The 15,274-nt window shown below is 48.7% G+C and carries 13 protein-coding genes; 3 read left to right on the top strand and 10 right to left on the bottom strand.

What is annotated here, in order from left to right; translation table 11 throughout:
* Window positions 1-28: 28 nt before the first annotated feature.
* The gene (gene minD, locus AS151_RS08605; RefSeq protein WP_071516637.1) at window positions 29-838 is read left to right on the top strand and encodes a septum site-determining protein MinD; all 810 of its coding nucleotides are present in this window, start codon (window positions 29-31) and stop codon (window positions 836-838) included.
* A gap of 110 nt (window positions 839-948) precedes the next feature.
* Window positions 949-1,248: a cell division topological specificity factor MinE gene (gene minE, locus AS151_RS08600; RefSeq protein ID WP_071516636.1), complete on the top strand. Its 300-nt coding sequence runs from the start codon at window positions 949-951 to the stop codon at window positions 1,246-1,248.
* Window positions 1,249-1,274: 26 nt separating this feature from the next.
* Here minE and AS151_RS08595 read toward each other — a convergent pair whose 3' ends face one another.
* Both AS151_RS08595 and AS151_RS08590 read right to left on the bottom strand, forming a co-directional pair.
* Entirely contained in the window at window positions 1,275-2,036 is a 762-nt protein-coding gene (locus AS151_RS08595; protein ID WP_071516697.1) for a metallophosphoesterase family protein, read from the bottom strand.
* A 276-nt stretch (window positions 2,037-2,312) separates the two neighbouring features.
* Window positions 2,313-3,068, bottom strand: a complete 756-nt coding sequence (locus tag AS151_RS08590; protein WP_071516635.1) for a DUF1995 family protein — start codon at window positions 3,066-3,068, stop codon at window positions 2,313-2,315.
* Between the two features lie 254 nt (window positions 3,069-3,322).
* On the opposite strand from AS151_RS08590, the gene AS151_RS08585 reads away from it, so the two are divergent.
* A complete protein-coding gene (locus AS151_RS08585) occupies window positions 3,323-3,580 on the top strand; it encodes a hypothetical protein (protein WP_071516634.1) in 258 nt (85 codons plus the stop codon).
* Between the two features lie 31 nt (window positions 3,581-3,611).
* On the opposite strand, the gene AS151_RS08580 is transcribed toward AS151_RS08585, so the two are convergent.
* The 8 genes from AS151_RS08580 to AS151_RS08545 form a co-directional block, all read right to left on the bottom strand.
* Complete coding sequence (locus AS151_RS08580; protein WP_071516633.1) at window positions 3,612-5,048, bottom strand: DUF2142 domain-containing protein; 1,437 nt, start codon at window positions 5,046-5,048, stop codon at window positions 3,612-3,614.
* 64 nt (window positions 5,049-5,112) lie between these two features.
* The gene (locus tag AS151_RS08575; protein WP_071516632.1) at window positions 5,113-6,123 is read right to left on the bottom strand and encodes a glycosyltransferase family 2 protein; all 1,011 of its coding nucleotides are present in this window, start codon (window positions 6,121-6,123) and stop codon (window positions 5,113-5,115) included.
* The gene (locus AS151_RS08570; RefSeq protein WP_071516631.1) at window positions 6,045-6,764 is read right to left on the bottom strand and encodes a methyltransferase domain-containing protein; all 720 of its coding nucleotides are present in this window, start codon (window positions 6,762-6,764) and stop codon (window positions 6,045-6,047) included. The genes AS151_RS08575 and AS151_RS08570 overlap by 79 nt, the downstream gene beginning before the upstream one ends.
* Entirely contained in the window at window positions 6,765-7,472 is a 708-nt protein-coding gene (locus AS151_RS08565) for a hypothetical protein (RefSeq protein ID WP_071516630.1), read from the bottom strand.
* An 84-nt stretch (window positions 7,473-7,556) separates the two neighbouring features.
* On the bottom strand, window positions 7,557-8,771 hold the full coding sequence (locus AS151_RS08560; protein WP_084639466.1) for a glycosyltransferase family 2 protein: 1,215 nt from the start codon (window positions 8,769-8,771) through the stop codon (window positions 7,557-7,559).
* The gene (locus tag AS151_RS08555; RefSeq protein WP_071516629.1) at window positions 8,731-10,434 is read right to left on the bottom strand and encodes a hypothetical protein; all 1,704 of its coding nucleotides are present in this window, start codon (window positions 10,432-10,434) and stop codon (window positions 8,731-8,733) included. Before AS151_RS08555 ends, AS151_RS08560 begins: the two co-directional genes overlap by 41 nt.
* A 136-nt stretch (window positions 10,435-10,570) precedes the next feature.
* Window positions 10,571-12,193 carry an HlyD family efflux transporter periplasmic adaptor subunit gene (locus tag AS151_RS08550; RefSeq protein ID WP_071516628.1) on the bottom strand — a complete coding sequence of 541 codons (1,623 nt, stop codon included), beginning with the start codon at window positions 12,191-12,193 and terminating at the stop codon, window positions 10,571-10,573.
* Between the two features lie 26 nt (window positions 12,194-12,219).
* Window positions 12,220-15,204, bottom strand: coding sequence for a peptidase domain-containing ABC transporter (locus AS151_RS08545; RefSeq protein ID WP_071516627.1), 2,985 nt, complete (start codon window positions 15,202-15,204; stop codon window positions 12,220-12,222).
* Window positions 15,205-15,274: the final 70 nt, after the last annotated feature.

Below are 15,274 nucleotides of genomic sequence, written 5' to 3'. Positions count from 1 at the left end.
CCCACAGCTATTGATTGCAAAGACACCTATGAGTCGCATTATTGTTATTACATCTGGAAAGGGAGGCGTCGGCAAAACCACTTGCACAGCCAACTTGGGGATGGCTCTGGCACAGCTCAATCGCAAAGTCGTGGTGGTGGATGCCGATTTTGGCTTGAGAAACCTGGATTTGTTGCTGGGATTGGAAAATCGCGTTGTATACACGGCGGTTGACGTCCTCGCAGGGGAGTGTCGCCTGGACCAGGCTTTGGTGAAAGACAAGCGACAGCCCAACTTAATGCTGCTACCGGCGGCCCAAAATCGCATGAAAGATGCCATTTCGCCGGAACAAATGCGGACAATTTTGCAGGAGCTAGCCAGCAAATACGATTATATTTTGGTGGATTGTCCGGCAGGGATCGAACAAGGCTTTCACAATGCCATTGCCGGGGCAACGGAAGCGATTGTGGTCACGACTCCGGAAATTTCCGCCGTGCGAGATGCCGATCGCGTGGTGGGTTTGTTGGAAGCTCACGATATTAAAAATACCCATCTCATCCTTAACCGCCTCAAACCATCTATGGTCGAGGCCAACGATATGATGTCTGTACAGGATGTCCAAGAAATTCTCGCCATTTCTTTGCTGGGTGTCATTCCTGAAGACGACCGGGTGATTGTCTCCACCAACCGCGGTGAACCCCTGGTGCTCACTGATGAAGGGGTTTCCCTCGCTGGGGTGGCGATTGGACACGTGGCTCGTCGTTTGGAAGGGGAGGAGGTGGAATTTATCGATTTTCACGCTCCCCCAGAAAATATTTTTTCTCGCCTGCGGAAACTTCTATCGACCAAGATTATCTAGAAATTTTCTAGACCGAACATCAGCCAGAATGACGCGATCGATGCATTTGCTGCGTACTTTTGGTCTCGCTGGCTGGTTCTGTGTAAAAACTTACTTCCCAAGCGAAAGCCATGCTTAGCGAACTGTTTGAAAAACTATTTTCCCGCTCTAACGAGCAGACCAGCCGCAATACGGCTAAGGATCGACTGCGGCTGGTGATCGCTCACGATCGCTGCGATTTAACCCCGGAAATGCTAGATTCGTTGCAAAAGGAAATTCTGGAGGTCGTATCGCGATATGTGGAGGTGGATGCGGAAGGGTTGGAATTTTCCTTGCAAAGCGATCGCCGTACGACCGCCTTAACAGCCAATATGCCCATTCGTCGCATCAAACCCAAATCCGCAGAAGAACAAGAAGACGGCAAGGACTAGCCAGTCATAGGGAAATCGCGATCGCCTCAAGCCAACTCTCGTTCCCACAAACATTCTTCAGGTGGTTGGATTTCCACCACAGCTTCCGACAGGGGAAGCTGGCGAATTTCTGGTTGCAAAACATTGACCTGATACACCCAATTGTTGTCGATATCCACAGCCGTTAGCCAACCACTGACCGGACTGTAAACGCCAGTATCGATTGCCAACCAACCGGGTCCCCGAACCAATTTGCCAGGTTCCACCCCGGCAAAGGTATAGGTAATGGTATGCCCGAAAATAATTTGCTTGTGGGCAAAGTACGGTTCCGTAGCCGCGTGAAATTCGTCGCGAATCCAACAAAATTGTTCGTTGGTTTGTTCTTCAAGAGGCAGGTTGGGATCGACCCCCGCATGCACCAACCAGACATCTCCCAAATCAATATAACCGGGTAGCTCCTGCATCCATTGCAAGTGCTGCACCAGCCAGATATCGGGAACGGTTTTGTAACTCGCCAAGGTGGCATGACCGCCACCGTACAACCAAGTGGGCAACGCTGGAGAGCGAGCAAAATCGCTGGCAAAGGCATCGAGAAACATTTGTTCGTGGTTGCCCAAAACGCAGGGATAGTTATTTTGTCTGACAAATTCCACCACTTGGGCACTGTTGGGACCCCGGTCTACCAAATCCCCAAGAAAATATAGTTCGTCTTCACTGCCTAGCTCGATGGTTTCCAGCAACTGCATCAGTCCATCGTAATGACCGTGTACGTCCCCAATGAGGATGCGTCGTCTTTTTTGGTAATTCATAGTAAAAACAATAGGCAAACTAGCGTACGAGTGCTTTTTTTCGGCTGGAATCGCCTGCACTCAGGGAAATAGGATTTCCCCCCTACCCTCGATCTTTTCGCAAGCACTCGTAGAAAAGCGTCGGCCATTGTGCTGAAACTACCTCGGCCATAATGTCGATCTTTGAATACTTCGTTTGGCTTAGATATTGTGGAAAATACGGAGATTGTATGCAGGATTTTTTAGGTCAAAATCCCCAAACGATGTCAAAAATTGGTGGCAACCGGAAAAAGTCGATTAATTTTTTAAAGCTTTCAGAAAACGTTGTAACTGACCGAACACCCCTGCCGGTTTCCCAGTTTGCCCGGAGGGAGAATCCCCCTGGGAGCTAGCATCGCTTTGGGAAGTGCTTGCCGTCGGAGCAAACAGTTCTTCCAACTGGTCTGCCGTTGGTTTTTCCGGATATTCTGCCATTAATTCGTAATCGGTTTCGGTTTCTCGCCAAACTTGCCAGGGCGAAGGATAGCAACGGAAAATCGCTGCACCGGAGATGGGTTTGATATAGTAACACGACAGTAGGGTACTGAGAAAGCGTTCCCGCAGTTGGCGTCCGGCATAGCCAATGCCTACAGTGGCAATATCTTCTAAGTTGGGAGCGAGCAACACCACCAACTTGTCTGCCGCTAGTTCGCACAGCTTTTCTACTTGCTTGACTTCCACGGATGACGGCTGTACTAGTAGGTAGGCGGCATCTTCTGCTTCCACTCGGCTATCAACAGGACTGCGTTCCGACCCTAAGTCGCTGATGCGATAGGGCAAGTCTTGCCAATCTCGCTTGGCGAGGGCTGCTGCCCCCGTGTCGGGAAACATAATTTTGAGGTGACGGCCGTATTCTTCAAACAGGGGTAGAAATTTTTGGGCGACTGGCATGATTTTGAGTTCTGGGAACACCAATTCCACTTGCACCCGCGAGTAACCGTCTTCTACCGCTGCTTTGGTTGCGGTTTGAGCTTGTGCGATCGCTTCGTCCAAACTCGTGGGAAGATTCGCCATAAATACCACTGTCCGATCTCGTCACCCTCCTATCATAATCCCGATCGTCAGTAATTTCCACAAAATCCCAACATTGCTGGTTAATTTTCTTTATGATATCCTAGCAAGCTATAAGTTTTTTCTCTTTTAAGGCTCGTTCAAAAGGATCGGGAATGGGGATTTTTGCTCAATCGCGATCGCTTGGCACAGCTATTTTTCTATCAATATAATGAAAGTACGGTAACCATTCAAACCCTCGGGTTGGAGATAGTACAATGTCCGAAAACCAACAAACGCCCAATCAATTTTTAACCTACGAAGAAGCTGCTGATGTGGATGCTTCTCTTTTATCCAGCCATGAAAAATTCTTAGCTCGCTTAACCATTTCTTCGCAACGACTTTTGCAAATTATTGCCGAAGACGCGGGGGTTCCCATTGAAGAACTCACCCACCAGCAAATTGTTTCTTGGTTTGAAAAAGACAACAAAATTCGCCGGGAACAAGGACCGGAAGCTGCGGTTCTCAAATGGTAACTTCTCTTGGTTAGCTAGTTCGTTGGTTTCCCTATCCCCAATAATATCGGCGAACCACAGTGGCTATGGTCATGGTTTGGACAACCAGTAAGTAAAATACCAAAGCGGTGGAAAATTGTGGGCTCGGCAAACGCAGCCTGCGGTTGTAAAAAAGCAAAAACAACAACGGTGCGATCGCGATAAAATATCGACCTTGAACCCCACCAATGACGTTGGCACCCACCGGACTACCTGCAGCATAAATCAACGTAAAAATTAAGCCACTGCTTGCCAACCATACCCATCCCAAAAGCCATTTTTGCCAACCAGCGATCGCGACGGTGGATTCACTTCCATCGGTTAAAGCCACCACCAACAAAATCACCCAATAGGAAATTGTAACTCCCCAAGGCAACACCGTATCCAACCATCCCAACTTGCCCACAAATTCCACCAAATAACTCCCACCAAATGTCTGCAACGTTTGCAAAAAAATCCCCACATATTCAACGGGATGCTGCAAAACAAACAAAATTTGTTCTTCGGGGCGAATGCTGGGATAAATTTTGCCGTAATTGCCGCCAGCCAGAGACGACCATACCAACATTGTTAGTACGCTTGCCAACACCATTCCCCCACCAACCAAAGTATATTTAGACCTCCAAGGAATGGGTGGAGAATTGCTCGATGGATTGCGATTGACTTGGCTAGCAGGAATTAAGAAAAACAGCAAAACCAACGGAATATACGCTGGTTTCACCAACGGTAAAGCCAAGACCAACATTCCCAAAAACCACAAATCGCGATCGCTTGTGCTAGGCTTAGCCAAACTGTATTGTAAAAACGTAGCCGTTAACAAAAACACCAAACCATTGGTCGCCGCATCCGCCGATAGAGACGCCGCTTGAAACAACGACATAGGCATTAACAAAAGCAAAGCCAAAAGCCAAGCAAAAATCGGCGATCGCGCGATCGCCAAATATCCCAATCCCAACCACGCCAATAAATTGCAAAATCGCCCCAAATAAAACAGAATTAGAGGAGAAGCACCCAAAATTCTCCCCACAGCAATCCCCACAATTTGAGGCAAATAAGGCACCGGCGAATACAAAGCTGCCCCTTGGAAGCGAACAAACACGCGATCGCTTGGTTGCAAAGGCAAATCCAACAAAGCCAAAATATCCTGGGGATTTTGTTTCACCTGTGCGGAACCACGGAGATTAGGAGGAGAAACCTCCCGAACCGTAACTAGCAAACTCCTAGGTAAATAGCCACCGCTGCAGGGAATATCTTGGCGATCGCGCGTATAGCCAGAACATTCCCCCACATGATAATCTGCTAGTATCTGCCCCTCGCTAAGTTGGTAAGCGCGATAAAAATGCTGGTACTCATCGGGAACCTGAAACGGTGGCGTTAGCAAGACCAACAACGCACCAAAAACCCCACCAATCCACAAAAACGCCTTTTCCGGAACTTTCCAAATCGCCATACTGCCGCCGCTTCAGTCAAACCAAAAAAGTGTTTAAAAACAATCGTACCTTCCCATCACATCATCACATCAACAACCGATGAATCGGTATCCGCGGAACATTCGCCACATCGTAGTGAATGGCTGCCAGCAGCGATTGAAACCCCAAAATAACCGGCAACGCTGCCGCCATCACCGTTCCACTGGTAGCGGGAATCCCCCGTTGAAAGCTCAGATACCAATGAAAAATACCATAAACGCCGCCAAATCCGATAAACAGGATAGCAACGAGAAATTCCAAAGACCCAATATTAAAATCCCGCAAGTAGTAATTGTAAAAAATACGCTTCGCCAGGCGGTTAAGATACTTGCCAGGAAACTCCCAAATTACCTTGCAAATATTGAGATGGCTGGTGGCACCTGTGTATTTCGACCTCATGGGAACATCGTAAACCACCGCACGTACCGTACTGAGGCGAAATAAAATATCGCTTTCAAAAAAATACCCGCGGTCAAGTTTGTGCAGGGGAATGCTTTGTAACGCTTGTGCGTGAATCGCCGTATACCCGTTGGTGGGGTCCATAATATCCCAATAGCCAGTAGCAATTTTGTTGGCAAACGACAAAGCCGCATTTCCCAACAAGCGGATAGCCGGCATTCCCTGTAAATGTTCCAATTCAAAAAAACGGTTGCCTTTCACGTAGTCAGCGATGCCTTGGCGGATGGGAGAGACAAACTTCGGGATTAAAGCCGGGTCCATTTGACCGTCGCCGTCAATTTTGAGGATAATGGTAGCACCATCGGCGATCGCTTGTTGGTAGCCAGAAATCACCGCCCCACCAACCCCTTGATTGCGTTGGTGGTAAATCACCCGAACCCGCGCATCGCAACAGGATTTTTCCACATATTCGCCGCTCCTGTCGGGGCAACCGTCATCGACCACATAGACCCAATCGACCATATTGGGAATGGCATCAATAACCTGGGCAATATAGGGTTTGACCCGATAGCAAGGAATTACGACGGCGATTTGGCATTGGTCTGTGTTGTCTTCGCGGTGGAATTCTCTTCCCGATAGGCGGCATCCAACTGCCATGCAGTCACCAAAAACAAAGGCAAAATACACCAAAACAAGGGCACCGACCGCCGACGAATGGGGCGGAACCCATTTTGTTTCAGGTAGGATTCTACCTCATATCCGGTGTGGTAGTGATCTTTTGGTTTTTGCAAACCGGATAGTTTTCGCAGGCAATTATACAGCCAATTTTCCGTGGGGAGGGAAGTCAGCAAGATGCCCTTAGGTTTGAGCCAGCGACGCAAAGCTTGGGTGGGAACGGATAAATCCGCGAAGTGTTCCAAAACATCAGCAGCGACAATTACATCAAACGTAGCGGCAGGCATATGCACTTTGGCAATATCTTCGGCGAGAATTTCCACATTGCTGATGCGGTAATGTTTGATCACCTGATAGGCTTCGCGGCTTTCCAGGTCTACAAAACAAACGCGGTCAAACTGCGTTGAAAGGGTGGGGAGAAACACGCCGCCACCGCCGCCGAAATCCAATCCCATTTTCCGTTGGCTTTCCGGTTGTAAAGTTTGGATGAGTTGGGCAATCAACCACAGGCGCATCCAGAAAAATTGTCTGACCAACCAATTGCGGGAGTAGTATAAGGAAGGAATGCGATCGCTATCGCTGGCAATACCGCGTAAAAAATGGGAATCGACTTTCACGAACATCTAGGTACGATATTTTTCTATCAAAACAACATGATTGGATACCATCCCTAGAAATTTGGGATAGTACCAATGCTGTTCTATACGAACTTTTGCTTGTGTGGCTGTGTTCTGAATCAATGATAAAATTTCTTGATGGTGCAATAGCCGCAAATTTTCTTCTTGCGACCAGAATTTCATCCCCAATCTGGCTAATAGCCAACGATGCCAAGGTCTGGGCAACCAATGGAGAACAGGGAGTTTGGTGTGGAATTCCAGCCAGTGGTGTCGGTTGGGGGTGGTTAGAAATATTCTCGGGTAAGCAATGAATAAATTTTGTAAATAGGATTGTTGGGATGCTTGGTTGCCTACATGTTCGAGAACTGCGGAAGAAATTACGCAGTCGATGGCAAATTTTTGCGGTATTTCGTGGTCATGTTGCCAATCGATAACGGTTAGATGGGGAAAGTGGGTTTCTAAATGAGAAATATCTTCTGGTGAGGTGGCATAGACACAAGCGCCATCGGCAAGCAACCAACGAATAAAACAGTTACTATCGGCGCGTTCGGTATCGGGGGTGGCGCCGTGTTCTAAAAAGCTTTTGCCTGCTACACCACCCATTTGCTGCCGCAACCATTCATACATTTGACGGCGGATTGTTAGCGAGGCTTGAATTTGCAAGTTCGTTAGGGGATGGTTGCGGTTGAAGTAGTCGATGCCTTTGGTGGTCATTTGGGAGTATCGAAGGGGGAAGCGTTTAGAAGGAGTGGTGTTTCTACTGTGTGGTGGTTTGGTGGCGTTTATGGTATGTTGGTGCTATTCGTATTTGTTTTTGTAGCGATCGCTGAGAACGGCGTAAAAGAAGCTGCTAAATAAGGTATGAACGCCCATGACGAGGAGGGTCATCCCTGTCACTGCTGGTCGGAAAGCGTTTAACGGACCAAAATTGCCGCTGACCCACGCTTTGATGACGGAAAGTTCCCATGCCAAGCCGATTGCCAGTAAAGCAAGGGAAATCAAAATAATGCGTTCCATTGTCAACCAGCGTAGCAGTTTGTCCATTTTTGCAGAACGTCTGGTTACGCGATGGGTAAGGGTATACAAATAGGCTAGCAATCCCATTACCAAAATTTCATATCCTATAATACACAACAAGGCAGCAACCACAATCCAGTGGTCGTTGAATCCAATTCCTGCTAAATAAACATAAGTCCCACCGGGTGCTGTATTCAACGCGATCGCTAAAATACTACCGCACAGAAATAGCAAAATTCCTGGTATCCAGTACAGTACTTTGGGGGCAAACAGCAGAATATATTTCAAATGTCGCCAGCCATCTGCCCAAGGTTGTAAATGGGGTGGGCGATCGCGACCGTCTGGATGTAAAGTAATGGGAACTTCGGTGGATTTCAATCCCAAAATAGCGGCTTTCACCAACATTTCGGAGGCAAATTCCATCCCCCGCGATTCCATGGTCAAACTGGTAAAAGCAGGTTTGGATATCGCCCGCAAACCACAATTCACGTCGCTAAATTTACAACCATACACCCAATTTAAAATCTTGGTCAGCACTGGCGTTCCAATATAACGATTTTTCCAAGGCATAGCCCCCGGTAAAATCGTTCCCCGCAACCGACTTCCCATGACCAAATCATAACCATGCTGCAATTTTTCCACCATGGGAACCGCTTCGCGAAAATCGTAGGAATCGTCGGCATCTCCCATAACCAAATAATGACCTTTGGCGGCTTTCATCCCGGCAATTAAGGCTGCCCCGTAGCCTTTTTTGGTAACTGGTACCACTCTAGCGCCCAATCGTTCCGCTAACGCTACCGAACCGTCAGTGGAACCGTTGTCGGCAATGACGATTTCTCCTTGCAAATTGAGTTGTGCGATCGCTGTTTTGGCTTTGTCAATACAAGTTTCTAAAGTACGCACTTCGTTCAAACAAGGCATGACAATGGATACGTCAATTCCTTGCGTTTGGTGGTTAGGAAGATTTTCCCGGGCGAGAGCAATATCGTTTTCCACCAATTCTCTGCCACAAATACGCTACGCCCATAGCAAAGCACAACCAGGGCAGCGGTGCAACCGGCAACAGATAACGAAATTTTATGGGATAGCTGGTAGCATCGATATAGGAGAACAACACCCACCGAACCACCAAATAAGACAAAGCCAACAGCATCACCCATGCCCCAACCGGGTCGCGGGTATGGGGATATCGCCAGCTATAATAAAGTTCTACAACCAATCCCACCAAACCACAACCCACCAACCAGGGATATCCCCAGCGAAATATTCTGGCTATAGCAAAAATGATTTTGTTTTTACCTTGGTTGAACGGTTCCTGAAGGCGATCGATAAAATCCGCCGGTTCTCTGGTAATCTTGGCAAAGTACTTGCGGCGCCATTCCTTATCCGTTTCCCCTTCGGAAGGATTTAATGCCAGCGAATCATCCCAGGAATACCTGGTTAGCTTCAGAGGTTCCCGCAACAAGCTATCCGCCAACTCTTGCAAACTATTGAGAAAAGGTTGCAAGTATTCCCATCGCGGAACTGGCGCCAATCCCGAACCAAACCAACTAGGTTCTCGACAGGCAATTTCGCCGTTTTCGCAGGCAGTGGCAATTTCTTGGCCAATTTGCTGGTAAAAAGATTCCGTTCGAGGCGCGGATTCGTAGTAACCAGCCTCATTGACAGCATTGCGCAGCGCCCAAATAAACCAACCGCCAGCATAATCATCGCAAATATCGGTGCGACTGCAAGAAGCTTTCCGCCAAACCTCTCCTCTGTCGCTTTCCAAATAACCTCTTAACTCTCGAAAGCGATCGCTCGCCTCGTATGCCGCTTCCCGTGCGGATTTGGGCACTGGCACCATACGACGGAAAGAATCTGGTTCGATACGAGTTAAATTTCCATAGGCAGCGCGCACCCCTGGGGTGGTAAAATCGCTGGTAACAAACAAGCCATAGTGGTGGTAATTAAACGCGCAAATCCCCATGGTCAGGGCAATTGGGGGGATAACCATCACAGCGATCGCGCCTGCCAACTGTCCCCATCCCCTTTTTTTGGCAAACACTTCCCCTAATTTACTATTTAACAATATTCTTACAAAAATCCCCCCAAATGTCAAGAAAAACGTAGGAACAATTAAAATCGCCTCCGGGCGAATATTCCAGAACCAAGCCAGTAGCAACCCCAGAACCAGCGCCCATCCCAGGAATTGCCGAGAAAAAAAGTTTGCCTTCCCAAAATGGATGAGACAGGCAAGAATCAACAAAATCAAAGGCAAATAAACAGCTTCTTGGACAGCTTTGCGATTCCAAAAAAAAGCCATCGGCATCCAGCTATAAACCGTAATAAAAATAACCGGAACCAGAGGCTTTCTTTGATAGAAAAAAACCGTTCCCGCCAGAAACAATCCCGCCAGCAAATAAAACAATTCCTGCGCCAACCGCAAAGAAAATCCCAGCCAATAGCTAACAGCAATAAAAGCGGGATATCCCGAATTGCGCATTAACGTCAACATATCGTAGTCGGGAACACCGGGAGACACCATTTCCCGTGCCATCATGATGTAGCGCAGGCTATCGTATCCCCCATAGGAAGCCAAAATCGGCAAATGGCTACTCAACCATAGCTTACCCAAAACCGCTGCTAGGGGAATCGTCCAAAGCCACCAGGGAAACATAGAAACTTAGAAAAATTAAAGAGAGAAACAGAAGCATTGGAGCATTGGGGCAAGTCGGCGGCGTCAGAGACAACCATCAATTGTACTTCCCCACCTCAGTAGCTCCCCAACTCACCATACTTCCATACCTTCCTGACTAGCGGACATTTTCAAAACTACTGGTTTTGCGCAAGAAAGCATTGGTCAAAATGCTCAACACCGTACGTTCGCGTACTTGAATTTGCGCTGTTACCGCCATACCCGATTGCAAAGGAATAGAACGTTCTTCACCAACGGGGAAACTTTGCTGTTTTAATTGCACTTTAGCTGGGAACATGTATTGCTGGCGTCCTTCTTGCTGGTCGGGAGGCAACGCATTTTTGCCAATTTCAACCAATTCGCCTTCAATAACACCAAATTCCGTGTGCGGGAAAGAAGCCACATTCAGGTCTACTTTCATGCCTTCCTCAACGAAACCAATATCCTGGTTGCTAATTTCCACCGATGCCACCAGTTCCTCAGTAGGCACAATTTCTACCACAGTTTCCGAGGCGTCAACCACATACTCGTCCGTCGGTTTTAAATTGAAAACATAGCCATCCACTGGAGAACGAATTTCTTGGTATTCCAAATCCTGTTCTGCACTAGCCAGACGACTTTGAATTTGGGCCAGTTGCTGTTGGTTGTCCAAACGCGACCGACTCAATTGGGCTTCGGCTTCGTCGATTTTCTTCTGGTTTTCAGCAATACGGGTGCGGATTTCCTTTTGGAATTTCGCCTTGGCATTGTTCAGTTCTTCCTGGAAACGGGAAATTTCATACCGCAGGCGCTGCTGTTCCTGTTGCAAGCGTTCGATTTCAGCTTGGGTGGATTGAATTTCAGATTGCGTTCTGTTCATTTCATCCCGGGCTGAAATCACCTGATTTTGACTGGAGAGCATTTCCTGCTGCTGCCGAGTCAACTGCATTTGCGACATAGCCCCTTGTTCCACCAACGGTTTGATGTTTTCCACCATTTCCTGGTTGGTTTCCATCATTTCCCGGGCCGTTTCTTCCCGTTGTTCTGCATTTTGCCGACGTTCCTGCAATTTTTGCAGGCGTTTTTTGGCGGCGTCTAGTTCCACACCCGCTTGGGAAAGTTCTTCTTGTTTTCCCTGGATTTTCAAACGCGCCGATTGGATTTGGGAACGGTACTCCGATAGGCTAGCGATGACCAGTTGCTGCTGGTTGCGGGAAAAATCGCTGTTGTTAATCGTTTTGATAGTACCGATGTTTCCCTGCAGTTGCGCCCGGAGAAATTGGTTCTCCGCCAGGAGATTCTCCCGGGTTTGGGTGAGGTGGTTCAGTTCCGCATCGGTGATTTGGGCGTTATTGGTATTGAGATTGTTGCTATTGCCATCGAGGGCAGAATCATATACCTGATTTTCGCGCATCAAGCTGTTGCGCAACTCTCGCAAGGATTCCACTTCCGAACGGGCAACCCGGGGTTTGAGGCTGACGAGTAAATCTCCTTTTTCTACTTTTTGCCCGTTTTCGACGTGGATTTTTTGCACCACCCCTTTCACGGGGGCTTTAACTGGTTTGACCGCACCTTTTGGCTCTAGTTTACCTTGAGCGGGGACGGCTTGGTCGATTTTGGCAACGGAAGCCCAAATCACGGCAGAAACGACACCACCTATAATCAGATAAATGAAAGCCCGCGACCAAAATCGGGAACGTTCTAAAATAACCGGTTGGTCAATTAAAGTTCCTGTTTGTGGCAGTTTGCGCTGTGTAGTCATACGATTTCCTCAATTTATATCTCAATTTATAGCTGAGATTCTTGCTGTTGGTAGAGGCAGTAGTACCGTCCTTTGAGACCCATTAGTTCTTCGTGAGTGCCTTGTTCCACCAACGATCCATTGTCCATAACTAAGATGGTATCGGCACTTTTCACGGTGGGTAGGCGGTGGGTAATGAAAAAGACCGTGCGACCTTTGAATTCTTCTTGTAGATTTTGGGAGACCAAACGTTCGGTGTTGTAGTCCAAGGCGCTGGTTGCTTCGTCGAGGATGATTAATCGCGGACGTTGTAAGACCACCCGGGCAATGGCAATTCGCTGACGCTGACCGCCAGACAAATTCGCTCCTCGTTCTCCCACGGGGCTGTTGTAACCCTGAGACAAGCCCATAATAAAATCGTGGGCGGCGGCTACTTTGGCGGCGGCAATAATTTCATCGTCGGAGGCTTCTGGGTTGGATAGGGCAATATTGTCGCGTACCGTACCGTTGAACAGCAGGGTGTCTTGCAAGACCACACCGATTTGGCGTCGCAGGGAATACAGCTCTACTTTATTTATATCGTATCCATCCACTTGAATGTAGCCGGAGGTGGGTTCGTACAATCGCTGCAATAACTTCATGAGGGTACTTTTCCCGGAACCGGATTGACCCACAATGCCGATGAAGGTGCCTTTGTCAAAGGATACATTTAGGTTGGTAAGCACCAAAGGTCCGCCTTCGTGGAAACGGAAGGATACTTCGTTGAAAGCCACTGACCCTTGAACATCCGGCATGGGAATGTTTTGCATGGTTTCGTCGTCGGATTCCGGTTCCGCGTTTAAGATGTCTTGCAACCGTTCCACCGACATGCCGACTTCTTGGAAGTTTTGCCAAACTTGCACGAAACTAACCAGGGATTGAATCACGTTGTTGGAAATAATGCGGAAGGCGATGAAGTGACCGAGGGTGAACCCATCGTCGTTTAGAACCAAATACGCGCCAAACCACAACAGCAACATCATGGATACTTTGTTGAGAAATGAGGATATGGAAGAGGCTGTACTTTGGGTCAGGGCGGTTTTAAAGGAGGCGTTCATGTAGCGGGCGTAGCGTTCGTACCAGTTCCAACGCGCCGTCAGCTCTAGGTTTTGGGCTTTGACGGTTTGAATGCCGCCGATGGATTCTACCAAGTAGGATTGGGCTTCGGAATAACGCTCTGCCCGTCGCCGCAGCATCCGTCGTACCACGGGCGATGTAATCAGAATTTGCAAGGCAAATAAGGGCACAACCGCCAAGACAACTGCAGTCAGAAGGGGGCTGATGGCAACCAGAATCACAATGTAGAGAACGGAGAAGACTGCGTTCAAGACGACCGTGAGGGCGGTACCGGTGAGGAACTGGCGGATGTTGCCTAGCTCGTTCATCCGACCGGCGGTTTCCCCGACCTGGCGTTTGTCGAAGTAAGACAGGGGCAGTCGAAACAGGTGGTCGATGACTTGAGAGCCTAAGTTGAGGTCAATGCGGTTGGTGGTATCGACGAAGGTATAGCTGCGCAAGCCGGTGAGGATGGCTTCTAACAGGGCAACACCGATCAGAAAGATGACGATGACCTCCAATATGTCGGTATTGCGCTGCCCGATGACTTTCTGAATAATTAGAAAGAAGCCTAAGGGGGTTGCCAGTCCGAACAGTTGGATGAAAAAGGAGGTGATGAAGACTTCGATTAGCACCTGGCGATGCTGCATTAGGGAGGGGAGGAACCACCAAAAGCCGAATTTTTCTTTGCGGTCGGCGGCTGGTTGGTGCAAAAGCAGGATTTGCCCGGTGTCTTCCCAGGTATCGGTGATTTCTTCTGGGGTTTTGTGCATGACCCCCACTTCGGGGACGGCCATGACAATTTCTTTTTCGCTAATTTTGTAGAGTAAGGCGAAACTGCCTTCCCAGACGATCATAGCCGGACCTTTTAGCCGTTTGAGCGATCGCTTGGGCACTTGAGCTAGCTGCACCTGCAACCCCAAGGATTGCCCCACGGCACCGCAGTCGTAAAGGGTTAGGTCTCCTTTTTGATTGACTTGGTTGAGCAAAAATTTGCGAATAGGGTCGCGGCGGAAAGACAACCCCAGGTAGCGGCTAATCATTTTAAAACAAGCCATGGCCGCATCCACCGACCCCCGTCCTCGGAAAAAGGGATATTTGGTAGCTGGGGCGAGGGCGTCGGATTCCCCTTCTTCAGGAGCTTCCGGACCGTAGGGGATTTCTTGTCGGTCGTGCTGTTCTGACGCTGCCGGCAACACTTCCACGTTTTCTTCCGCCACTGGTTGGGATTGCTGTTGGAGTTCTTGGGCGGGAACCCCTAACAAACGCGCCCCTTTGTTGCTTTCTACGGTGAGGGAGCTGCCGTTAAATTCCAGACGTGACCCGGAAGGGGTTTCCTGGAGTTTGCCGCTGCTAACTAACCAAATAAAATTGCTGTCTAAATCCGTGGAACTGACCCGGGTTTGCGGTTGTAGGGTCACGACTCGGCTTTTTTCGCTCAGATCTAAAGCCAGCTCGCGCAGGTCAAAACCGCTATCCGCTCGCCTTTCTAGTTCCAAACTGAGCAGTTCAAAAACTTCTGTCAGGGAAGCGTGTTCCTGAAAATACCTTTGTAATGCGGGTTCTTTTTCCAGTAGCGCTAAAAAGTCTCCGGAGGCAAGGGTAATACAGGTAACTTCGGTGGAAGCGATCGCAGTTTCGCTGGGTATTCCCCGTACCAAACTTGCCCAACCCAGAATTTCACCGGAGCTTACCCGTTTCAGGCTCACCTGCGACTGGGTTCGCTGGTCAAACCCCAGGATGCGAACTTGACCGTCGTAAATGATGGCAATTTGATTGGGCATTTTATCGCGCTCGAACAGGCGCTGCCCAATGCGATAGCGCAGCAACTGGCATTTGGCACCTAGGGATTTACGCTTTTCCGGTGCCAAACGGTCGAAGGGAGGCGTTTTTGCCAAAAAATCGGGGATGTGCGATGGAGAGATTGCTTGAGTCATGCTACCAACAGTGGTGGAAACCTTGCTTCATGGGTGGTTGGTCTTGGGGAGTGGAACGCCGTTTTCGCGG

The sequence above is a fragment of the Geitlerinema sp. PCC 9228 genome, assembly GCF_001870905.1.
Lineage (GTDB): Bacteria > Cyanobacteriota > Cyanobacteriia > Cyanobacteriales > PCC-9228 > PCC-9228.
This window is presented reverse-complemented; position numbering and strand designations above follow the sequence as displayed.